The 22094-nt window shown below is 72.5% G+C and carries 22 protein-coding genes and 1 pseudogene; 1 reads left to right on the top strand and 22 read right to left on the bottom strand.

The window, feature by feature from the left end; translation table 11 throughout:
- Positions 1-114 precede the first annotated feature (114 nt).
- The 19 genes and pseudogenes from J2S46_RS32580 to arc all read right to left on the bottom strand — a co-directional run bounded on the left by J2S46_RS32580 (position 115) and on the right by arc (position 17978).
- Complete coding sequence (locus J2S46_RS32580; protein ID WP_191288101.1) at positions 115-1548, bottom strand: FAD/NAD(P)-dependent oxidoreductase; 1434 nt, start codon at positions 1546-1548, stop codon at positions 115-117.
- Entirely contained in the window at positions 1529-1843 is a 315-nt protein-coding gene (locus J2S46_RS32575) for a (2Fe-2S)-binding protein (RefSeq protein ID WP_190212395.1), read from the bottom strand. The genes J2S46_RS32580 and J2S46_RS32575 overlap by 20 nt, the downstream gene beginning before the upstream one ends.
- A gap of 94 nt (positions 1844-1937) precedes the next feature.
- Positions 1938-3092, bottom strand: coding sequence for an NAD(P)/FAD-dependent oxidoreductase (locus J2S46_RS32570; RefSeq protein WP_191288100.1), 1155 nt, complete (start codon positions 3090-3092; stop codon positions 1938-1940).
- A gap of 153 nt (positions 3093-3245) precedes the next feature.
- Positions 3246-4136, bottom strand: coding sequence for a twin-arginine translocase subunit TatC (gene tatC, locus J2S46_RS32565; RefSeq protein ID WP_191288318.1), 891 nt, complete (start codon positions 4134-4136; stop codon positions 3246-3248).
- A 115-nt stretch (positions 4137-4251) separates the two neighbouring features.
- Positions 4252-4530, bottom strand: coding sequence for a Sec-independent protein translocase subunit TatA (tatA, locus tag J2S46_RS32560; protein ID WP_191288099.1), 279 nt, complete (start codon positions 4528-4530; stop codon positions 4252-4254).
- A 145-nt stretch (positions 4531-4675) separates the two neighbouring features.
- Entirely contained in the window at positions 4676-4852 is a 177-nt protein-coding gene (locus J2S46_RS32555) for a hypothetical protein (RefSeq protein WP_191288098.1), read from the bottom strand.
- A 37-nt stretch (positions 4853-4889) separates the two neighbouring features.
- Complete coding sequence (locus tag J2S46_RS32550) at positions 4890-5120, bottom strand: hypothetical protein (protein ID WP_191288097.1); 231 nt, start codon at positions 5118-5120, stop codon at positions 4890-4892.
- A 2-nt stretch (positions 5121-5122) separates the two neighbouring features.
- Entirely contained in the window at positions 5123-6079 is a 957-nt protein-coding gene (locus tag J2S46_RS32545; RefSeq protein WP_073921584.1) for a helix-turn-helix transcriptional regulator, read from the bottom strand.
- A complete protein-coding gene (locus tag J2S46_RS32540) occupies positions 6076-7089 on the bottom strand; it encodes a helix-turn-helix transcriptional regulator (protein ID WP_191288096.1) in 1014 nt (337 codons plus the stop codon). Before J2S46_RS32540 ends, J2S46_RS32545 begins: the two co-directional genes overlap by 4 nt.
- Positions 7090-7365: 276 nt before the next feature.
- Entirely contained in the window at positions 7366-7731 is a 366-nt protein-coding gene (locus J2S46_RS32535; RefSeq protein ID WP_073921586.1) for an FKBP-type peptidyl-prolyl cis-trans isomerase, read from the bottom strand.
- A gap of 162 nt (positions 7732-7893) precedes the next feature.
- Complete coding sequence (locus J2S46_RS32530; RefSeq protein WP_191288095.1) at positions 7894-9201, bottom strand: FKBP-type peptidyl-prolyl cis-trans isomerase; 1308 nt, start codon at positions 9199-9201, stop codon at positions 7894-7896.
- 199 nt (positions 9202-9400) lie between these two features.
- Entirely contained in the window at positions 9401-10384 is a 984-nt protein-coding gene (locus J2S46_RS32525; protein ID WP_073921587.1) for an FKBP-type peptidyl-prolyl cis-trans isomerase, read from the bottom strand.
- A 218-nt stretch (positions 10385-10602) separates the two neighbouring features.
- Positions 10603-11964, bottom strand: a complete 1362-nt coding sequence (pafA, locus tag J2S46_RS32520) for a Pup--protein ligase (protein ID WP_073921588.1) — start codon at positions 11962-11964, stop codon at positions 10603-10605.
- 161 nt (positions 11965-12125) lie between these two features.
- Positions 12126-12878 carry a proteasome subunit alpha gene (gene prcA, locus J2S46_RS32515; protein ID WP_190212386.1) on the bottom strand — a complete coding sequence of 251 codons (753 nt, stop codon included), beginning with the start codon at positions 12876-12878 and terminating at the stop codon, positions 12126-12128.
- 82 nt (positions 12879-12960) lie between these two features.
- Complete coding sequence (gene prcB / locus J2S46_RS32510; RefSeq protein WP_191288094.1) at positions 12961-13803, bottom strand: proteasome subunit beta; 843 nt, start codon at positions 13801-13803, stop codon at positions 12961-12963.
- Positions 13755-13883 (bottom strand): annotated as a pseudogene (locus J2S46_RS41055) (endonuclease VII domain-containing protein); the annotation flags it as partial. The pseudogene J2S46_RS41055 and the gene prcB, both read right to left, overlap by 49 nt.
- A 152-nt stretch (positions 13884-14035) precedes the next feature.
- Positions 14036-14254: a ubiquitin-like protein Pup gene (locus J2S46_RS32505; RefSeq protein WP_073921837.1), complete on the bottom strand. Its 219-nt coding sequence runs from the start codon at positions 14252-14254 to the stop codon at positions 14036-14038.
- A 220-nt stretch (positions 14255-14474) separates the two neighbouring features.
- Positions 14475-16004, bottom strand: coding sequence for a depupylase/deamidase Dop (gene dop, locus J2S46_RS32500; protein ID WP_191288093.1), 1530 nt, complete (start codon positions 16002-16004; stop codon positions 14475-14477).
- A 207-nt stretch (positions 16005-16211) separates the two neighbouring features.
- A complete protein-coding gene (gene arc / locus J2S46_RS32495) occupies positions 16212-17978 on the bottom strand; it encodes a proteasome ATPase (protein ID WP_191288092.1) in 1767 nt (588 codons plus the stop codon).
- Positions 17979-18262: 284 nt separating this feature from the next.
- On the opposite strand from arc, the gene J2S46_RS32490 reads away from it, so the two are divergent.
- Entirely contained in the window at positions 18263-18571 is a 309-nt protein-coding gene (locus tag J2S46_RS32490) for a ferredoxin (RefSeq protein WP_191288091.1), read from the top strand.
- Between the two features lie 175 nt (positions 18572-18746).
- On the opposite strand, the gene J2S46_RS32485 is transcribed toward J2S46_RS32490, so the two are convergent.
- From J2S46_RS32485 to J2S46_RS32475, 3 genes are all read right to left on the bottom strand, one after another.
- Complete coding sequence (locus tag J2S46_RS32485; RefSeq protein ID WP_307352003.1) at positions 18747-19274, bottom strand: hypothetical protein; 528 nt, start codon at positions 19272-19274, stop codon at positions 18747-18749.
- Between the two features lie 297 nt (positions 19275-19571).
- The gene (locus J2S46_RS32480) at positions 19572-20540 is read right to left on the bottom strand and encodes a tRNA (adenine-N1)-methyltransferase (protein ID WP_191288089.1); all 969 of its coding nucleotides are present in this window, start codon (positions 20538-20540) and stop codon (positions 19572-19574) included.
- 148 nt (positions 20541-20688) lie between these two features.
- On the bottom strand, positions 20689-21912 hold the full coding sequence (locus J2S46_RS32475; protein ID WP_229912038.1) for a site-2 protease family protein: 1224 nt from the start codon (positions 21910-21912) through the stop codon (positions 20689-20691).
- Positions 21913-22094: the final 182 nt, after the last annotated feature.

The raw sequence follows: 22094 nt of genomic DNA, 5'->3' as shown, positions 1-22094 counted from the left end.
CGCGCCAGGGGCGGGCGGTGTCGTGCGGGGTGTTGGACACGGCATTACTCCTTGGTGAGGTGTGACATTTTATTAGCGGACGCAGTCGGTGACAAGGGCCCGCCGCGGCGGGTCTCAGCGCTGCGGGCCTGCCGACCGCCCAGGACCAGCGGGCTGCCCGAACCGTCCGAGCTGCCCGAGCGGCACCGGCACCGCCAGCGGACGGCTGTCCGGCCCGGCCGCCGGGCCGCCCGCCAGGCAGGCCACCGCGGAGCCGCACATCCGGCCCTGGCACCAGCCCATCCCGGCCCTGGTCAGCAGCTTGACCGTACGGGCGTCGCCCGCGCCGAGCGCGTCCACCGCCTCGCCGATCCGCCCGGCCGTGACCTCCTCGCAGCGGCAGACCTCGGTGTCCGGCCGCAGCCAGCCCGGCCAGCCCGGGCCGGGCCGGTGCGCGGCGGCCATCAGCTCGGCGAAGGCCCGCAGCCGGGCCCGGCGGCCCGTCAGCCCCGCCGCCGGGGAGCGGCCGGCGACCGCGTACGCGGCCAGCTCCCCCTCGGCCAGGGCGAGATCCGCCCCGCCGACCCCGCAGGTCTCGCCGGCCGCCCAGAGCCCGGGCAGGCTGGTGCGCTGGCGGGCGTCCACCCTCAGCGCGAAGGCGCCGTCGGGCGTGCGGCGGGTCTCGGCCCCCAGCTCGGTGGCCAGTTCGATCTGCGGCAGCAGGCCGTGGCCGACCGCCAGCGCGTCGCAGGCGATCCGCCGCCCGGTGCCCGGCAGCGGCCGCCAGTCCCGGTCCAGCCGGGCCAGCGTGACGCCGGTGACCCGGTCGGTGCCGTGCGCCTCCACCACCGCCGTACGGCGCAGCAGCCGTACCCGGTGGCGCAGCAGTGCGGCGGCGTGCACCGCCCCCTCGGCCAGCTTGCCGGGCACGGCGGCCGGCACCCCCGGCCGGCGCGCGTAGCCCAGGTAGTCGGCGGCCTCCGCCACCACCGGCACCTCGGCCCCGGCGCCGACCAGCGAGGAGGCCGCCGCCAGCAGCAGCGGCCCGCTGCCGGCCAGCACGATCCGCCGGCCGGGCAGCACCAGGCCGGACTTGAGCATCGCCTGCGCGCCGCCGGCCGTGACCACCCCCGGCAGGGTCCAGCCGGGGAAGGGCAGCTGCCGCTCGTACGCGCCGGTGGCGAGCAGCACGGCCCGGGCCCGGACGCTCGCGCGCCGCTCCGCCGCCGGGCCCACGGTGGCGTGCAGCAGCCAGCCGCCGGCCCGTTCGGCCGTCCAGACGTGGTGCTCGGCGAGGTGGTCGACCCGGCCGGCCAGGGTGTGCGCGGCGAGCCGGGCGGCCAGGGCGGTGTAGCGCCGCCAGCCGTGGTGCAGCCGCCCGGGGCGGGTGGCACCGAGGCCGGGCGCCGGATGCCGGTAGTACTGGCCTCCGGTGCGGGGCCCGGCGTCGAGCAGGGCGCAGCGCAGGCCGAGGTCGGCCGCGGTGACGGCGGCGGCGAGCCCGGCGGGGCCGGCCCCGATCACGGCGAGGTCGTAGCCCGCGGCGGGGTCAGACGGCGAGGTCGGCACGGCCGTGGCCCTCCTGGGTGGTGACGGTGTCGCCCGGGCCGGCCGGCAGCAGGCAGGTGCGCTGGTTGGGGCGGCCGTTGACGGTGGCCAGGCAGTCGAAGCAGACGCCGATGCCGCAGAAGGCGCCGCGCGGCCGGCCGCCGACCCGGGTGGTGCGCCAGGCGAGGATGCCTTCGGCCCAGAGGGCGGCGGCGATGCTCTGCCCGGGCAGGGCGGGGACCGGACGGCCGTCGAACTCGATCGTGTGGGCGGGCTGCGGCTCGGCCCTGACCAGGGCGGCGGGGGTTCGGCGCACGGCGGACTTCCGTTCCGGTCGGGTGCGGGCGGGCGTTCAAGAGGGCGTACGGGCGGCACGCGCAAGCGGGCCGTCCAGGGAGGAGGGCGCCGGCTCAGGTCGCCCCGGGGAAGCGGTCGGGCCGGAACGGCGCGAGGTCGAACCCGGGCGGCTCGCCGGTCAGCTGGCGGCTGATCAGCAGACCGGTGGCCGGTGCCAGGCCGATGCCCGCGCCCTCGTGGCCGCACGCGTGGTGCAGCCCGGGCACCCGGGGGTCGGCGCCGACGGCCGGCAGGTGGTCGGGCAGGTAGGGGCGGAAGCCCCGGTAGGCGCGCAGCACCGACACGTCGGCGAGCACCGGGAACAGCCGCGCCGCCTGCGCGGCCAGCCGCCGCAGCACCTCGACCGAGAGGGTCCGGTCGAACCCGACCCGCTCGCGGCTGGCGCCGATCAGCACCGGCCCGGCGGGTGTGCCCTCGACCACGGCCGAGGTCTGCAGGGCGGCCGATCCGCTGGCGACGTCCGCGACGTAGTCGGCGGCGTAGACCTTGTGCCGGACGATCCGCGGCAGCGGTTCGGTGACCAGGACGAAGCCCCGCCGGGGCAGCACCGGGAGTGTCACGCCGGCCAGGGCCGCCAGCTCGCCGCCCCAGGTGCCGGCCGCGTTGACGACGGCGGGGGCGCACAGTTCGCCCCGGTCGGTGGCGACGCCGCGCACCTCGCCGGCCGGCCCGGTGCGCACCGCCCGGACGCTCTCGCCGAGCCGCAGTTCGGCGCCGGCCTCGCGGGCGGCGCGCAGCAGGTGGGCCGCCGCCAGAGCGGGCTGGACCTGCGCGTCCTGCGGGTAGTGGAAGCCGCCGGCCAGGCCGGGGGCGAGGTGCGGTTCGAGCTCCCGAAGGGCGTCGGCGGGGACTTCGACGGCCTCCACCCCGGCCGCGGTCTGCCCGGCGGCGAAGGCCCGCAGCGCGTCCTGCCGGCGCTGGTCGGCGGCGACCACCAGACCGCCCTTGGGCTCGTACTCGACGGCGGGGCCGAGGCTCTCGGCGAGTTCGCGCCAGAGCCGGGTGCTGAGCAGGGCGAGGTCGAGTTCGGGGCCGGGCTCCTTGTCGGAGACCAGCAGGTTGCCCTCACCGGCGCCGGTGGTGCCGCCGGCGACCGGTCCGCGGTCGACGACGGCGACCCGCAGGCCGGCCAGGGTCGCGTAGTAGGCGCAGGCGGCGCCGACGACTCCGGCGCCGACCACGACGACGTCCAGGGAGGCTCTCTTCACCTCAGTAATATGTCACATTGCCCGCCTGCTGCCAAGGGTGCCCCGCCGTCGCCGCGCGGGCCCGCCCCCAGGGCGCCGACGCCGCCGGACACGCGAGAGCCCCGGCCCGCCGGTGACGGCGGGCCGGGGCTCCGGCGGACTGACCCGGGCGGATCAGGTGATGTCGTCCAGCTGCTCCCGGCGGGCGGCGGGCACCGGGGCGCCGGCCAGCGGGGTGGCCGAGGCCTCCACCGGGCCCGGCAGGGCGACGGCGTCCACCGAGAGGTCCAGCGCCGAAGCCTCCTCGTCGTCCAGCCCGGCGTCCGGGTTGCGACGGGACCTGCGGCGGTCGTTGAGCATCGCGACACCCACGGCGACGAAGTACAGCGCCCAGATCGGCGCGGCCAGCGCCAGCATGCTCAGCGGGTCCGCGCTGGGCGTCGCGAAGGCAGCGAACACCGTGATGCCCATGATCATGCCGCGCCACCAGCCGAGCAGCCGCCGGCCGCTGACCATGCCGATGAGGTTGAGCATCACCAGCAGCAGCGGGAACTCGAACGCGAAGCCGAAGACCAGCACCATCCGGGTGGCGATGTTGAAGTAGTCGTTCGGCGGCAGGATCGGGGTCGTGCCGTTCGGGGTGAACGAGATCAGCACCTCGACCGTGGTCGGCAGCAGCAGGAAGGCGCAGACGGCACCGGCGACGAACAGCGGGGCGCCGCAGGCCATGAAGATCATCGTGTACTTGCGCTCGTGCTTGTGCAGCCCGGGCACCACGAACGCCCACACCTGGTACAGCCAGACCGGCACCGCCCCGACCACACCGGCCGTCAGGGCCACCTGCAGCATCCAGGTGAAGCCCGAGGTGAGACCGATGTTGGAGACCTGCGCGCACTTGCCCTTGTACTGCGCCGCCGTCTCCACGGTGCACTGCGGCAGCGGCTTCAGCAGGAAGGTCTCGATCTGCTTGTGGTAGATCAGCGCGACGATCGTGAGGACCACGATCGCCAGGACCGACTTCACCACCCGGTTCCGCAGCTCGCGAAGGTGGTCGGCGAGGGCCATCCGCCCCTCGGAGTCCTTGGGCGCCTTCAGCGCCTTGGAAGACTTGCTCAACCCCGGTCCTCAACTTGTGCGTCGAAGCCCGCCGGACGGCGGGCTCCGCTGGTCGCGCGCCGGCTCATCGCGGCTGCGTGGTCTCCTGCGTCGGCTGCTCCCCCGCCACCGGCCGCGACGGTCCGGGGGCACCCGGGGCGGCCTTGATGGTCTTCGGCGGCGGGGCGTCCTGCGGCGCGGGGGCCGCGGCCTCACCCCCCTCGGCGCGCATGGCCTTGGTCTCGCTCTTCAGGATCCGCATCGACTGGCCCAGCGAGCGTGCCAGGTCCGGCAGCCGCTTGGCACCGAAGAGCAGAATTGCGAGGACCACGACCACCAGGATCGCGATCGGCGAGATCCGCATGCTCGGCCACCTTCTTCTCGCGGCGGCGGGATCGCCGCCGCGCACTGTCGGGGAGGGGTCCCGCCGGAAGGTCGGGAGCCACGGTCAGAGGGTAACCCGCCGCCCGCCGCCCGAGCAGTCCCCCGGGCCACGAGCAGGTGAAGACTCAGCCCGCCCGGGACGCCCCGGCCAGGTCGCCGGCGGCCTCGGCGAGTGCCCTGGACGCGGTGTCCACCTCGCGGGCCAGCACCTTCACATCCAGCCAGAGCCGCCCGGCGAGCAGGCCGAGCACCAGCAGCCCGGCGGTGGCGAGCAGGACGACGGCGACGAGGGTCCACGACATGACGCCAAGCCTAGGCCCTGGCCCGCACGCCCCCGCGTCACCCCTCCGCCGGGACCAGCCGCATGGTGCGCACGCCGGCCCGGGTCAGCGCCTCGACGATCTTCTCACCCGCGGGCTTGCGGACCCCCGCCCCGCAGGACGGGCAGCTGAAGCTGTAGTACGACTGCGCCGGGGTCCGGCCGAGGGTCAGCCGGAACGCCTCCGTGGGCAGCTCCACCTTCTCCCGGCAGTCCGAGCAGTAGACCTTGAACCTGGTGTCCGGCTCCACCGTCAGGCCCGCCCTTCGGGGTATCCCGCCAGCGCCTCCAGGGCGGCCGCCGCGGCCTGCTCCGCGAGCTCGGGCGGTGAGACGATCCGGCCGTCGCGGCCGAGCCGCAGCGCGAGCGGGCGCAGACCGGACGGGTCGGCGCTGCGCAGGGTGATCCGCAGTCCGCCGTCGGGCAGCTCCTGCGCCGAGTCGTGGGTGTAGTACTCGGCCACCCAGCGCCCGCCGGGGCCGACCTCGACCACCACCTCGGGATCGTCGGCGGAGGGGTTCACCAGTCCGCCGGAGAGGTCCCGGGGCTCCAGCCGCGGCGGGTCGGAGGGGGTGTCCAGCACCTTGATCTCGGCCACCCGGTCGAGCCGGAACATCCGCCGGTCCTCGGAGACCCGGCACCAGGCCTCCAGGTAGGTGTGGCCCTCGGTGACCAGGCGGATCGGGTCGACCTCGCGCTCGGTCATCCCGCCGCGGCCGTGCGAGTAGTAGCGCAGCCAGAGCCGGCGGCCCTCGCTGAGCGCCCGGTCGATGTCGGCGAAGACGTGGCTCTCGGCCTCGAAGGTGACGCCGACCCGGGCGCTGCCCTCGGCGCTGTCCCCCGCCGCGTTCTCGATCTTGGCGACGGCCCGGGTGAGGGCCTCCCGGTCGCGCTCGCGCAGGCCCGGCAGCCCGGCCACCGCCCGCGCGGCGACCAGCAGTGCGGTGGCCTCGTCGGCGGCGAGGCGCAGCGGCTGGGCCACGTCGTCGACGTTGTGCCACCAGATCCGGTCACCGTCGGTGTCGATGTCCAGCAGGTCGCCGCCGCGGAAGCTGGTGCCGCACATCGGCAGCACGTTGAGGTCGCCGATCAGCTCGCGCTCGCTGATCCCGAAGGCGCGGGCCACCTCGGCCACCTCGGCGCCGGGGCGCTCGCGCAGGTAGGTGACCAGGGAGAGCATCCGGCGGGTCTGGTCGATGGCGTTGCTCATGCCTGTGCTCCCTCGGTCGCGGCGCCGGTCAGGCTCACGGCCGCGGTCGCTTCCAGTCCGGCCACCGCGCGCAGCCGGTCGATGACGTCGGCCCGCAGGTCGTCCGGGCCCAGCACCACCAGGTCGGGGCCGAACTCGGCGAGGTGGGCGCCCAGCCCGTAGCCGTACGGGATCTCCAGCTCGTCCCAGGTCTCGTCCACCCGGCGGGTGCCCAGCGCCTTGGTGCGCAGCGGGAAGCCGGCCCCGCGGCGCAGCCGGACGGTGGCGGTGGCGGTGGCGCCCTCGCCGGCGAAGGTGGCGACGTACGCCCGGACGTCCACGTGCTCGGGGACGGCCCCGGTGAAGGCGCCGGAGCGGGAGCGGACCTTGCCGGTGATCCGGCTCAGCCGGAACACCCGGGCGTCCTGGCGGTCGCGGTCCCAGCCGGCCAGGTACCAGTGACCGCGCCAGCACTCCAGGGCCCACGGCTCGACGGCCCGCTGCTCGGGGGCGCCGGCGCCGGCCTTGCGGTACTCGAAGGTGACCGGCCGGCGGTCCCGGGCGGCGGTCAGCAGCGGTTCGAAGGCGGCCTCGCGGGCGGGGATCCGCGGCTCCAGGGCGCTGTGCGTCCCGGTCTCGGCGAAGGGGACGCCGGCCGCGCGCAGCTTCTGCAGGGCGCCGCTGGCCGCGCCGGACATCTTGGCCTGCTGCCACACCCGGGCGACCAGGGTCAGCGCCGCGGCCTCCTCGGCGTCGAGCGCGATCTCGGGCAGCCGGTTGCGGTCGGCGCGGGCGAGGTAGCCGAGTTCGCCGTCCAGCGAGTTCTCGTCCACGTCGATGACCAGGCCCAGTTCGCGCAGGTCGTCCTTGTCCCGCTCGAACATCCGGTTGAAGGCGTCCTCGCTGCCGTTCTGCCACGCCTCGCGGTAGGCCTCGACGGACTCCCGCAGCTCCTTCTTGGAGAGCGGCCGTCTGGTGTTCATCAGGCACAGGGCGAGATTCATCAGCCGCTCTGCCTTGGCGATCGCCATCGCTGACCCTTCCGGTGTGCCGCGCCGCGCGCGGGGTTGCGCCCGCCGGGAATCCGTGTACCCGGCGCCCCGACCGTACCGGTACCGCCACCGTCGGCGAAAGCCGAGGCGGGTCGGGTCCCACCGGGGCCGCGCCGTCCGCCACGGGCAGCACCGAGGGCCGCACCCCCGGCTTGCGGGGTGCGGCCCTCGGGACGGCCGCCTCGCGGGGCCGCCCGGGTCAAGCGGTGCCGATCGTCCGACGACGCTCGGCCGGCACGGACCGGGCGGTACGGATCAGACGCCGAGCAGGTCGACGACGAAGATCAGCGTCTCGCCCGGCTTGATGGCCGGGGTCGGCGACTGGTTGCCGTAGGCGAGGTGCGCGGGGATGGTCAGCTCGCGCCGGCCACCGACCTTCATGCCGACGACGCCCTGGTCCCAGCCCTTGATGACGCGGCCGCCACCGAGCGGGAACTTGAACGACGAGCCACGGTTCCAGCTCGCGTCGAACTCCTCGCCGGTGCTGAACGCGACACCGACGTAGTGCACCTCGACGACCTGGCCCGACTTGGCCTCGGCACCGTCGCCGACCGTGATGTCACGGATCTGCAGCTCGGTGGGCGGGTCGCCAACGGGGAAGTCGATCTCGGGCTTGCTCACAACTGCCTCTTCTCACGGATCGTTACGTACATGACGGAGCGGCAGGTACCCGCACCGCTGTTCCTTCCGGAACCACGGTACGGGCGCCCGCCGCCCGCCCGAGCGCAGGCCACGCGGCCCCGCTCGAAGGTCATTCACGTCCCATTGTCACCCGAAGGCGGGTCAGCCCACACCGGCGTCGAGCACGTCGACCACGAAGACCAGGGTGGAGTTGGCCGGAATGTCACCCTGCGCCTGGTCCTTGTAGCCGAGCGAGGCGGGGATCACCAGCTCGACCCGGCTGCCGACGGCCACGCCCTGCAGGCCCTTGTCCCAGCCCTCGATGACCTGGCCGCCGCCGACGGAGAAGGAGAACGCCTGGCCCTTGTCGAGCGAGGAGTCGAACTTCTTGCCGTCCTTCCACAGCGCGCCGGTGTACTGGACGAGGACCTTCTCGCCCGACTCGACCTTGGGGCCGGTGCCCTGGATCAGCACGTGGCTCTTGAGCTCGGTCGGCTCGGCCGCGCCCTTGACCGGGGTGATCTCGGCGGCCTTCTTGCCGTTGTCCTTCACCTGCGGGAAGTCCGCGGGCGGCGGGGTGACGGTGCCGCTGACCACCGCGTCGGGGGCGTTCACCCGCTGGATGTCGATCACGAAGACCAGGTTGTCCTTCGCGCCGATCGACATGCTGGTGTTGCCCTGGGCGCCGAAGGCGGCGGCCGGCGGTGCCACCACCAGGACCCGGCTGCCGGCCTTCTTGCCGACGACGGCCTGGTCGAGCGCCGGGATCAGCGCGTCGGTGCCGGCCTGGAAGATCTGCGGCTTGCCCTTCTCGTCGTACGAGCTGGGGATGTCCTTGCCGGTGGTCCAGTCCTTGGCGGTGTAGTCGACCGAGGTCCAGGAGTTCTTCTCGACGACCGGGCCGCTGCCCTCGGAGAGGACCTTGACCACGAAGGTGCCGTCGGCGGCCTCGGCGGGCGTGGTGATGACCGCCTTCTTGCCGAAGTCGCCGGTGACCGTCGGCAGCACCTTGGCGCTGTCCTTGATCGGCGGCACCGGGTCGGCGGTGGGCGTCGGGGCGGCCGTCGGCGCGGCGTCCACCGGGGTGGAGGCGGCCGAGGACTTGCCGTCGCGGTTCACCAGGTAGAGCGTCACCGCGCTGCCGGCCAGCAGCACGGCCAGCACGGTGCCCAGGATCAGGCCGAGCTTGCCCACGCTGGGCGGGTTCTCGTAGTACCCGGCCTCGGAGGTGTCCTGGCGGCGCACGTTCGAGGCGAAGATCTGCGGGGCCTCGTCCGTCGCGGTGCCGGTCTTCGGCCGCGGCGCGTCACCGGGGCTGCCCCAGCCGGCCTGCTGCTTCAGGATCGACGGCGGAACCACGATCGACTCGCCGTCGCCGGGCAGCGGCCCGCCCGGACGCGAGTCCGTCGGGTCGCCGGCGGAGCCGTTCGCGGTGCCGGGCCCACCCGGGCTCGACGCTTTCTCAGACATGACTCCCCATCCATCTCACCAGGTCTTCGAGGCCTACCGGCCGGCTTGCTGATCGCCGAGATCCTGCCGTACTGCCGCCGCACCCGGAAGCCCTGGCCACCACAGTGCGGGAGGGCAGCAGTATGACAGGTCAGTATGAGGACGGGCGCGTCTGGTGTACGAGCGCCCGCCAAGCGTACGAGCCGAGCGACCCGTACGGTCAGACCGCCTCCAGGATGTCGATCACGAACACCAGCGTCGAGTTCGCCGGCACCGCGCCCTGCGCCTGGTCCTTGTACCCCAGGGCGGGCGGCACCACGAGCATCACCCGGCTGCCGACGGTCTGGCCGACCAGGCCCTTGTCCCAGCCCTCGATCAGGCTCTTGGTCCCGACCTGGAGGGCCTGGGCGCCGCCGTGGCTCCACGAGGAGTCGAACTGCTGGCCGTTGCTCCACAGCACCCCGGTGTACTGGACCACCAGGGTCTGGCCGGTCTGCACCTGCTTGCCCTCGCCCTTGATCAGCACGAACTGCTGGAGGTCGGTGGGCGGCGCCTGGCCGGGCGGGATGGTGATCGTCGGGGCGGCCTTGCCGTTGTCCTTCACCTGCGGCGAGGTCGGCGGGGCCTGGGTCATCGTCCCGGAGAGGGTGGAGTCCTGCGGCAGGGCCTCGGTGATGTCCAGCACGAACACCACGGTGTCGCCCGGCGCCACGCCAAGCGTGGTGTTGCCCTGGTCCCCGAAGGCGGCGGCCGGCGGGGCCACCACCAGGATCCGGCTGCCGACCTTCTTCCCGACCACGGCCTGGTCGAAGGCCGGCACCAGCTGGCCGCTGCCCGCCTGGAAGAGCTGCGGCTTGCCGTCGGCGTCGTAGGAGCTCTTCAGCTCCTTGCCGGTCGTCCAGTCCTTGGCGGAGTAGTTGACCGTCACCCAGTCGCCCTTGCTCACCGTCTGGCGGTCGCCCTCGCTGAGCGTCTTGATCACGAACTGACCGCTGGGCTGCCCGGCCGGGATCGTGATCACGGCCTTGCTGCCGAAGGACCCCTCGACGGTCGGCATCGGCGCCGCCTCGTCCACCGGCGCCGGCACCGTCGGCGCGGCACTCGACGCCGAGGGCGACACCTCGGCCGGCGCCTTGGAGCTGCTGCTGCAGGCCAGCAGCAGCGTCAGGGGCAGGACTACGAGCAACCCGGCGGTGCGACGCACGGTGTTCCTAACTGTCGGTCAAGTGCAGCTGTTCGGACATCCTCCGACAGCGTATGCCGAGACCACGCCCCGCCCCGGTAGGCGACACGGGCGCACCGCCCCACGTCACACCTCGCGCGGGGGCTCCCGGACCGCTCCCGCCGGCCGGCCCCGGGCCCTGCGCACCGGACGGCCCGCACCCCCTGCGAAGGGGGTGCGGGCCGTCCGGGCCGTCCGGGTCACATGCCGGCGATCAGCTTCTCCACCCGCTCGTCCACCGAACGGAACGGGTCCTTGCACAGGACGGTGCGCTGCGCCTGGTCGTTCAGCTTCAGGTGCACCCAGTCGACGGTGAAGTCGCGGCGCTGCTCCTGCGCGCGGCGGATGAAGTCGCCGCGCAGCCGGGCCCGGGTGGTCTGCGGCGGGACGGACTTGGCCTCGAAGGTCTTGAGGTCCGTGGTCACCCGCTCGGCCTGGCCCTTGCCCTGCAGCAGGTAGAAGAGGCCGCGGCGGCGGTGGATGTCGTGGTAGGCGAGGTCGATCTGCGCCACCCGGGGGTTGGACATGCTCATCTGGTGCTTCTCGCGGTACCGCTCGATCAGCCGGTACTTCATGATCCAGTCGATCTCGTTGCCGACCTTCGCGAGGTCCTCGGTGCGGACGGCCTCCAGGGTGCGGCCCCAGAGCTCCAGCACCCGGGCGATCGTCCCGGTGTTGATGCCCTTGCGGTCCGCGAACTCCAGCGCCTTGGAGTAGTACTCCTCCTGGATGTCCAGCGCGCTGGCCTCCCGGCCGTTGGCGAGCCGGACCTGGTGGGTGCCGGTCAGGTCGTGGCTGACCTCGCGGATCGCCCGGATCGGGTTCTCCAGCGTCAGGTCGCGCATCACCACGCCGGCCTCGATCAGGCGCAGCACCAGGTCGGTGGCGCCCACCTTGAGCAGGGTGGTGGTCTCCGACATGTTCGAGTCGCCGACGATGACGTGCAGCCGGCGGTAGCGCTCGGCGTCGGCGTGCGGCTCGTCCCTGGTGTTGATGATCGGGCGGGACCGGGTGGTCGCCGAGCTGACGCCCTCCCAGATGTGCTCGGCCCGCTGGCTGACGCAGTAGACCGCGCCGCGCGGGGTCTGCAGCACCTTGCCGGCGCCGCAGATCAGCTGGCGGGTCACCAGGAACGGGATCAGCACGTCCGCGAGGCGGGAGAACTCGCCGTGCCGGGCGACGAGGTAGTTCTCGTGGCAGCCGTAGGAGTTCCCGGCGGAGTCGGTGTTGTTCTTGAAGAGGTACACGTCGCCGGCGATGCCCTCCTCGTGCAGCCGCCGTTCGGCGTCCACCAGGAGGCCTTCGAGGATGCGCTCGCCCGCCTTGTCGTGCGTCACCAGTTCGGTGACCTCGTCGCACTCGGGGGTGGCGTACTCGGGGTGCGATCCGACGTCGAGGTAGAGCCGTGCACCGTTGCGCAGGAAGACATTGCTGCTGCGGCCCCAGGAAACTACGCGGCGGAAGAGGTACCTGGCCACCTCGTCCGGAGACAGACGTCGTTGTCCCCGAAACGTGCACGTGACGCCGTACTCGTTCTCCAGCCCGAAAATTCGGCGGTCCATGAGGCATCCATTCTCTGATTGGAGCTGTCCGAAACCGCCTCCACGGTGGCAATCCGTTCACGACCGGCCTGGTCCGACCATGGATGTGACGTCGATTCACCGTAGGGGCACGGAATCCCGTACGGCCGTGCGGCCGGCCGTACGGGATTCACTCACGAGGATTACTCCGACGTCGCCGCCGGCTTGTCCTCGTCGTCCGCCTCCGCGGACTGGTCCCCGTCGAGCAGCCGGCCGAGCTGGCTGCCGAGGATCCGCTTGAACTTGCGCTGCTGGAACCGCTGGCGGTCGAGGACCGCGACCTCCAGCTGCTCGGGCGTCAGGGTGCGCGGGGAGCCGCCGTTCGGGTCCCTGGCGAGCGAGTCCACGGCCAGCCTGAGGGCCTCGGTGAGGCTCAGCCCGACCTGGTGGCGCTGCCCCAGGTAGTTGCCGATGGAGTCGGCGTTGCCGCCGACCACGACGCTGTTCTGCTCGTCCACCACCGAACCGTCGGGGGTGAGGCGGTAGATCTGGTCGTCGTCGGGGGTCCTGCCGACCTCCGCGACGATCAGTTCGACCTCGTAGGGCTTCTCCCCCACCGAGGAGAAGATGGTGCCCAGCGTCTGGGCGTAGACGTTGGCCAGGCCCCGGGCCGTCACGTCGGCCCGGTCGTAGGAGTAGCCGCGCAGGTCGGCGTAGCGGACGCCGCCGATGCGCAGGTTCTCGAACTCGTTGTAGCGGCCGACGGCCGCGAAGGCGATCTTGTCGTAGATCTCGGACACCTTGTGCAGGGCCCGCGAGGTGTTCTCGGCGACGAAGACGATGCCGTCGGCGTAGGTGAGCACGACCACGCTACGGCCGCGCGCGATGCCCTTGCGGGCGTACTCCGCGCGGTCCGCCATGGCCTGCTGAGGCGAGACGTAGAACGGTGTCGACACCGGCGGTCGTCCCCTTCTGTCAGGACCTCCCTCCGGCCCGGGGGCGGGGAGGGAGGGTCGGGAGGTGGATCGGGCGGAGGGACTAGATCAGCGGTGCCTGCGGACCGTTGGGGTGCTCCAGCCGCTTGTCGGTGATCGAGTGCGCGATGCCGGAGACCTCGGACTCGGACAGCCTGCGGAAGCCGTCCTCGGTGATCAGCGAGACGATCGGGAAGATCTTGCGGGCCAGGTCGGGCCCACCGGTCGCGGAGTCGTCGTCGGCGGCGTCGTAGAGCGCCTGGACGACCAGCATCGAGGCCTGCTGCGAGGAGAGGCCCTCGCGGTAGAGCTTCTTCATCGAGCCCCGGGCGAACACCGAGCCGGAGCCGGTGGCGGCGAAGCCGCGCTCCTCGGAGCGGCCGCCGGTGACGTCGTAGGTGAAGATCCGGCCGCGGTCGAGGTCCTGGTCGTAGCCCGCGAAGAGCGGGACGACCGCCAGGCCCTGCATGGCCATCCCCAGGTTGCCGCGGATCATCGTGGTGAGCCGGTTGGCCTTGCCCTCGAAGGAGAGCACGGTGCCCTCGATCTTCTCGTAGTGCTCCAGCTCCAGCTGGAAGAGCCGCACCATCTCGACGGCGAGGCCGGCGGTGCCGGCGATGCCGACCGCGCTGTACTCGTCGGCCGGGAAGACCTTCTCGATGTCGCGCTGGGCGATCACGTTGCCCATGGTGGCGCGCCGGTCACCGGCGATCACCACGCCGCCGTCGAAGACCGCCGAGACGATCGTCGTCCCGTGCGGCGCCTCGACGGTGAGCCCCTCCGGGAGGCTGCGGCGGCCGGGGATCAGCTCCGGCGAGTGCTCCGCCAGGAAGTCCATGAACGAGGAGGACCCGGGGGTCAGGAAGGCAGCCGGTAGACGCCCGGTGCCACGAGTGTTGGCTTCCACACGATTCCTTCCAGGTAGCTTGAAGCGCGCGCTGCCCGCACCCTACCCGCCCGGCGATCACTATCCACCTGAGACGGGGGCGGACCCGGGCGGACGGGAGGCCGACGCCGCCCGCCCGCCCTCGGCGGTCGCAACCGTGAATTCCGCGAATGGTCCGGGCCGCTCTTCCCGCGGGCCCCGGACCGCCCTCCCGGCCGCTCTGCCGGCCGGCCTCCCGACTGCGCCCGGGCCGCTACTGGCCGCCCTTCTGGACGAATTGCCGCACGAAATCCTCGGCATTCGACTCGAGGACCTCGTCGATTTCGTCCAGGACCGCGTCGACGTCGTCGCTCAGCTTTTCCTGGCGCTCCTGGAGCTCCTCGGAATTCTGCGCCTCCGCAGCCTGCTCCTCGACCTCCTCGGAGGCACGGTTCGCCCGCTGCTGGCCGCCACCGGTGTCCTTGTCCGCCATTTCCCTCACCCCGCTCACTCGTCTGGCACGGCTTGGTGTTCCTGGGTCTTCACCACTGCGTCGACCCTATACACCGGGTGCGGGAATCGCTCCCGGTTTGCGTGTGGCGCTTCCTGTCCAACGTCCGGCGCTCCCCCGGATGATTCCCATTCAGGAGGCGTTCACCCGTGGTGATCGAAAAGTTACCGGGTGACCCGGACGGACGCGGTCGGCGGGCCGTTCAGGTGCCGGCCTGGCCGCGGTCGCCGGAGAGCACCCGGACCAGGTCCTCGGCCGTGCGGCAGCGGTCCAGCAGCTCCTTGACGTGGTTGCGCGTCCCGCGCAGGGGCTCCAGGGTGGGCACCCGCTGGAGCGAGTCCCGGCCGGGCAGGTCGAAGATGACCGAGTCCCAGGAGGCCGCCGCGACGTGCTCGGCGTACTGCTCCAGGCAGCGGCCGCGGAAGTACGCCCTGGTGTCCTCCGGGGGCTTGGCGGCCGCCCGCTGGACCTCCTCCTCGGTGACCAGCCGTTCGAACCGCCCACGGGCCACCAGGCGGTTGTAGAGGCCCTTCTCCGCCCGGACGTCGCTGTACTGCAGGTCGACCAGCTGCAGCCGGGAGCTGTCCCAGCCGACCCCGTCGCGGCTGCGGTAGCCCTCCAGGATCTCCTTCTTGGCCACCCAGTCCAGCTGCCGGGACAGGCTCATCGGATCGCGCTCCAGCCGCCCGAGGACGTCCTCCCAGCGGGCCAGCACGTCCACGGTCTGCTCGTCCGCGTCGTTGCCGAAGCGGTCCTCGACGTACTTGCGGGCCAGCTCGCAGTACTCCATCTGGAGCTGGACGGCGGTCAGCCGGCGCCCGCTGCGCAGTGTGATCAGGTGCTTCAGGGTGGAGTCGTGGGAGACCCGGTGCAGGGTCCGCACGGGCTGGTCGACGGCGAGGTCGGAGGCGATGAAGGCGTCCTCGATCATCGACAGGACCAGCGCCGTGGTGCCCAGCTTGAGGTAGGTGGAGATCTCGGAGAGGTTGGCGTCCCCGATGATCACGTGCAGCCGGCGGTACTTCTCGGCGTCGGCGTGCGGTTCGTCGCGGGTGTTGATGATCGGGCGCTTGAGGGTCGTCTCCAGACCGACCTCGACCTCGAAGTAGTCGGCGCGCTGGCTCAGCTGGAAGCCGTGCACCGAGCCGTCCTGGCCCAGGCCCACCCGGCCGGCGCCGGTGACCACCTGGCGGGAGACGAAGAACGGCGTGAGGTGGCGGACGATGTCGGCGAACGGCGTCGACCGCTTCATCAGGTAGTTCTCGTGGGTGCCGTAGGAGGCGCCCTTGTTGTCCGTGTTGTTCTTGTACAGGTGGATGGTCTGCCCGTTGGGCAGCTCCAGGGCGCGCGCCGCGGCGGCCGCCATGATCCGCTCGCCGGCCTTGTCCCAGAGCACGGCGTCGCGCGGGTTGGTGACCTCGGGCGAGCTGTACTCCGGATGGGCGTGGTCCACGTAGAACCGGGCCCCGTTGGTGAGGATGATGTTGGCCAGACCGATGTCCTCGTCGGTCAGCTGGCTGGCGTCGGCGACGTCCCGCGCGAGGTCGAAGCCCCGGGCGTCGCGCAGCGGATTCTCCTCCTCGAAGTCCCAGCGGGCCCGCCGAGCCCGGTGCATCGCCGCCGCGTACGCGTTGACGATCTGGGACGAGGTGAGCATGGCGTTGGCGTTCGGGTGCCCGGGTACGGAGATTCCGTACTCGGTCTCGATCCCCATCACGCGCCGTACGGTCATGCGGCCCTCCTTGCCCTGTGCGCCGCCCCCCACGGGCGGAACGCACTGACGTACCGCTGAACAGCACCCTCCCGGGCCGGACGCCCGCGAACGGTGGGTAGAGCCTAGAACGCCGCACCGACAGGCCGGCCCTGAGACGCGCCGTCCGGCTGCGGGGCCGCGAGGCGCCACAGCCGGACGGGGTCGGCGGAACGGGGAGGGACCTGGTTAGAGGTACTGCCCCGTGTTGGCCACGGTGTCGATGGAGCGGCCGGACTCGGCACCCTGCTTGCCGGTGACGAGCGTGCGGATGAAGACGATCCGCTCACCCTTCTTGCCGGAGATACGGGCCCAGTCGTCCGGGTTGGTGGTGTTGGGCAGGTCCTCGTTCTCCTTGAACTCGTCCACGCAGGCGGCGAGCAGGTGGGAGACGCGCAGACCGCGCTGGCCGTGGTCGAGGAAGTCCTTGATGGCCATCTTCTTCGCCCGGTCCACGATGTTCTGGATCATGGCGCCGGAGTTGAAGTCCTTGAAGTACAGGACCTCCTTGTCACCGTTGGCGTAGGTGACCTCCAGGAAGCGGTTCTCCTCGGTCTCGGTGTACATCCGCTCGACCACCGCCTGGATCATCGCCGCCACGGTGGAGTCCACCGAGCCGTCGTGCTCCTTGAGGTCGTCGGGGTGGAAGGGCAGCGAGTCCTTGAGGTACTTCGAGAAGATGTCCTTGGCCGCCTCGGCGTCCGGACGCTCGATCTTGATCTTGACGTCCAGCCGGCCGGGCCGCAGGATCGCCGGGTCGATCATGTCCTCACGGTTCGAGGCACCGATCACGATGACGTTCTCCAGGCCCTCCACACCGTCGATCTCGGCCAGCAGCTGCGGGACGATGGTGTTCTCCACGTCCGAGCTGACACCCGAGCCGCGGGTGCGGAAGAGCGACTCCATCTCGTCGAAGAAGACGATGACGGGCGTGCCCTCGCCGGCCTTCTCACGAGCCCGCTGGAAGACCAGGCGGATCTGCCGCTCGGTCTCGCCGACGTACTTGTTGAGGAGCTCGGGGCCCTTGATGTTGAGGAAGTAGCTCTTGCCCTGCGGGCGGCCGGTGACCTCGGCGACCTTCTTGGCGAGCGAGTTCGCCACCGCCTTGGCGATCAGCGTCTTGCCACAGCCGGGAGGGCCGTAGAGCAGGACGCCCTTCGGCGGCCGGAGCTCGTACTCCTTGAACAGGTCGGCGTGCAGGTAGGGCAGTTCGACCGCGTCGCGGATCTGCTCGATCTGGTTGGCCAGACCGCCGATCTGCCGGTAGTCGATGTCGGGGACCTCCTCGAGGACCAGGTCCTCGACCTCCGACTTGGGCACGACCTCGTAGACGTAGCCGGAGCGGGACTCCAGCAGGAGGGCGTCGCCCGGACGCAGGGTGATGTCGCGCAGCGGTTCGGCGAGCCGGACCACCCGCTCCTCGTCGGTGTGCCCGGTGACCAGCGCGCGCTCGCCGTCCTCAAGGACTTCCTTGAGGGTGACGATGTCGCCGATGCTCTCGAAGGCCATCGCGTCCACGATGTTGAGGGCCTCGTTGAGCATCACTTCCTGGCCGCGGCGCAGCTCGTCGAGCTCGACGCTCGGGCTGACGTTGACGCGCAGCTTGCGACCGCCGGTGAAGATGTCTGCGGTGCCGTCCTCGTTCTGGTCGAGGAAGGTGCCGAATCCGGCGGGGGGCTGGGCCAGCCTGTCCACTTCCTCCTTGAGGGCCACGATCTGGTCGCGGGCCTCCCGAAGGGTGGAGGCGAGCCGTTCGTTCTGGGCGGTCACGCCGGCCAGGTTGGTCTGGAGCTCGACGATCCGCTCTTCGAGGATTCTCGAATTGCGCGGCGAGTCGGCGAGCTTGCGGCGCAGGACAGCGATTTCCTGCTCGAGGTACGAGACCTGAGCGGCCTCGTCGGAACCACGAGCGGGCCTGCCAGGGCTGCGGTTGTAGTCGTCATCGTGGGCTGCCACGGTCCTCACCTCCTCCGGGGAGCTGGACGCTTCCAGACCCTACCTGGGACCAGGGGTATGTAAACCCCTAGATCAAGAAAGATGGAACGGGCGTGTCCGATCTTCGCCCTCGCGTGCTTCCCCTCTGCTTTAAGAGATACCCACCGCGCACCGGCCAAAGCGGACCAGATGTATCGTCGAGCGAGTCGATATCCGATCGCGACCACGAGTGCCGGTCGGATCGTTGTACGAATGGCGGGATTGCCCCCGATTACGGGGCGACCCGGGACAGAACGGCAGGAGACATGTCGGTGACCGGTGAGGCGACGGCAGCGGGCGAGCCGCTGGAGGTGTGGATCGACCAGGATCTCTGCACCGGCGACGGCATCTGTGTGCAGTACGCGCCGGAGGTCTTCGAGCTGGACATCGACGGCCTCGCGTACGTGAAGGGCGCGGACGACGAGCTGCGCCAGCAGCCGGGCGACACGGCGCCGGTGCCGCTGACCCTGCTTCAGGACGTGGTGGACTCGGCCAAGGAGTGCCCGGGCGACTGCATCCACGTACGCCGGGTGGCGGACCAGGTCGAGGTGTACGGGCCCGAGGCTGCTGATTAGGGCTCGGTTCGCCTCCCGGGGCGGTAGGGGCGCGCACCTTCCGGCCCGCTCGCGGCCGTGGCCTGCCGCGGGTCGGCGACGGCGGGGCGGACGGCGGCGGGGGCAGGTCGGGTCGACGGCCGGCGGTGCCGGGCGCCGCGGGTGCGGGACCTGCCCCGCGGGGGTTCGGCGGGCGTCAGGCCCGGGCGGGCGGGGCCGGGGTCTGGGTGCGGGTCCAGCGGCCGCCCTGGCGGGCCCAGGTGAGGTCGAGTGAGACGTCCGGGCTGAACCGCGGGACGTCGTCCGAGGAGTAACCCTGGGCGTGGCCGGTGACGACACCGTCACTGCGCAGGGTCAGCCTGCTCACCGTCAGGTTCTCCTGCTCCGAGAGCAGGGTGGCGAGCACCACAGGCCTGCCGTCCTGGCCCGGGCCGAGCAGGTAGACCGCGTCCGGCGGGGTGCCGTTCTCGGCGTCGCAGTGGGCGGCGGCCACCGTGCCGGGCTTGCCGTCCCCCAGGTCGGCGCCGAAGTGCACCGAGATCTTCACCGGGAAGGGTCCGCAGTCGAGGGGAAGTTCGGCCTTGGCCGGATCGGGTGCCTCGGCGGCCGGCAGGGCCCTGGGGGCCGTGCGTATCGGCCCGGGCGTTCCGGACGCCGGGCCCGCCGCGAGCGCACCGGCCACCACCGCGGCGCAGCCGGCGGCCACCACCGCCCAGTGCTTCACGCCGGGACGGGCGTGCCCCGGCCCGGCCGGCGGCCGGGCACCTCCCCCGGTCGTCCCCTCGGCCAACGCCGTCCCGACCGCTGCTTCCACCAGGAGTTCCCCTCCACCGGTACGGTGCCCTCGCCGGGCACGGCGGGTGTCTGTGAGCGAGCATCCTCCCACACGCCGCCGGCGGCCCCCACAGGGGGTCGGACGGCCGCCGGGGCTCGCCCCACCTGCGACGACACGAGGGGCGGTACGGAGGGCCTGAGCCCTTCGTACCGCCCCTCGCGGTGGTCTCGCGGTGGTGTCCCGCGGTCAGCCCAGGTCCGGCGCGCCGGACGCGTCCGTGCCGGTGGCCCTGGCGGCGGCGCGGGCGGCGGCCCGTTCCTGGAGGCTCTGCTCGGGGGCCCCGTTGTCGTACTCCTCGCCGTACGCGCCCTTGGCCGGGCGACGGCGGCGCAGCGGCGGCTCGACGCCGTCCGCGAGGCGGCGGGAGGTCAGCAGGAAGCCGGTGTGGCCGATCATGCGGTGGTCCGGGCGGACGGCCAGGCCCTCCAGGTGCCAGGTGCGGACCATGGTCTCCCAGGCCTGCGGCTCGGTGAAGGTGCCGTGGTCGCGCAGCGCCTCGACGGTCTTGGACATCTGCGTGGTGGTGGCCACGTAGCAGCAGATCAGACCGCCGGGGACGAGCGCCTTGGAGGCGACGTCCAGGCATTCCCAGGGGGCGAGCATGTCGAGGATGACGCGGTCGACGTCGGCCTCGACCAGGTTGTCCTGGAGGTCACCGACGGTGAGCTTCCAGGCCGGGTGCGGGCCGCCGAAGTAGCGCTCGACATTGCCCTTGGCGATGTCCGCGAAGTCCTGGCGGCGCTCGTAGGAGGCCAGCAGGCCGGTGTCGCCGACGGCGCGCAGCAGGTAGGTGCTGAGCGCGCCGGAGCCGACGCCGGCCTCGACCACGCGGGCGCCGGCGAAGATGTCGGCCATCGCCAGGATCTGCCCCGCGTCCTTGGGGTAGATCACGGCGGCGCCGCGGGGCATGGACAGGACGTAGTCGGGGAGCAGGGGGCGCAGCGCGAGGTACGGGACGTTGCCCGTGGTGCGCACGACCGTGCCCTCGGGGGCGCCGATCAGCTCGTCGTGGGGGAACGCACCCTTGTGGGTGTGGAACTGGTTCCCGGCCTGGAGCGTGAACGTGTAGTGGCGGCCCTTGGGGTCGGTCAGCTGGACCTGGTCCCCGACCTGGAAGGGCCCGCGTCGGCGGGTGGCACCGGTCGGTTCGGACATGCGGACAATTCTAAGGGCTGACAGCCGCCCCACCGACCACAGTGATCACTGTGGTCACGCCGGCCGCCCGGCGAGGGCCGTCCGACGGCTCCGGACGCCTCGTCCGGGCTCCTCGGCAGCCCCGGACGGGACGGTCCGCGGACGCTCCTCAGCGGCCCGCGACGGCCTTGCTGAGCCGCTGCTCCACGTCGGTCAGCGCCAGCACCCCGTACGCGGACCCGTCCGGCTCGACCACCAGGTACTCGCTGGCCGGGGTCGCCCGCAGGGCTCGCAGCAGGTCTTCGCCGGACAGGTCGGCCGACAGCCGCAGGCCCGGCTCCAGGTCGCGCGCGAGGGCGCCGACCGCGATCCACGGACGGCGGTGCTCGGGCACCGCCCGCACCGCGGACTCCCGGACCAGGGCGATCGGCGCCCCCAGCCCGTCCACCACCAGGACGGCGCCGGCCCCGGCCTCCCGGGCCCGGCGCAGCGCCTCCCCCAGCGGCGTGTCGGCGGTGACCGGGACGGCCCGCCGGGCCAGCTCCCGCAGCCGCAGGCCGGGCAGCGCCTCCTTCAGCCGGGCGCCGCGCAGGCCCCCGACCGCGCCGTTCCAGATGATCGCGGCCAGGATCGCGGCCAGCGCCGCGTCGATCAGGGTGTCCGTCCCCGTGCGTCCGCCGTCGTCCCGCGAGGCACTGAACAGCGGCAGGCCGATCAGCACGGCGACGGCCAGCGCCCGGCCGGCCCAGGAGGCCGCCACGGTGCCGGCCATCGGGCGGCCGGTCAGGCCCCAGACGACGGCGCGCAGCATCCGGCCGCCGTCCAGCGGCAGGCCGGGCAGCAGGTTGAAGACGGCGACCACGAGGTTGCTGACCATCAGCCCGGCCAGCAGCACCCCGGGGACGCTGGAGAGCTCCACCAGCCGGCCGGCCGCCAGGAACACCCCGCCGAGCACGACGGAGAGCAGCGGCCCGGCGAAGGCCAGCCAGAACTCGCGGGCAGGGGTCTGCGCCTCGTTCTCGATCTCCGAGATGCCGCCGAGGAACTGCAGCTGGATCCGGCGGACCCCGAGCCTGTAGCGCAGCGCGACCAGCGTGTGCGCCAGCTCGTGCACCAGGACCGAGGCGTAGAAGGCGATCGCGAAGGACAGCGCGACCAGGTAGCGGGTGCCGCCGAGCTCGGGCAGCACCCGGGCGAGCTGCCCGCCGAAGATCCAGGTGATCAGCGCGGCGATGACGAACCAGGACGGGGTGACGTAGACCGGCACGCCGAACGGGCGGCCCATCAGGATGCCGCCGCGCGGTCCGGGCCCGCCGGCCGGGGGCGTGCCCGGGCCGGGCGCCCCGCCGGGCGGTGGCTGTTCGGAGGTCTGCTGCCCCCTGGTGTCGCTCACCGGTGTCCCTTCAGCTCGTCGTCCCCGTCGTGGCCGCGCCGTCCGCCCACGCTACGTGATCTCCGGCGGAATCCGGCGCCCGCCCCTCCTGGGGGTCTCATACCCGTGTCCGGCCCTCCCCAGTGCCGGCCGTGTCAGCGCCGTGGCAGCGGAATGACAGCGTTGGGCCATAGGGTCGGGGC

It is taken from the genome of Kitasatospora herbaricolor (assembly GCF_030813695.1).
Lineage (GTDB): Bacteria > Actinomycetota > Actinomycetes > Streptomycetales > Streptomycetaceae > Kitasatospora > Kitasatospora herbaricolor.
This window is presented reverse-complemented; position numbering and strand designations above follow the sequence as displayed.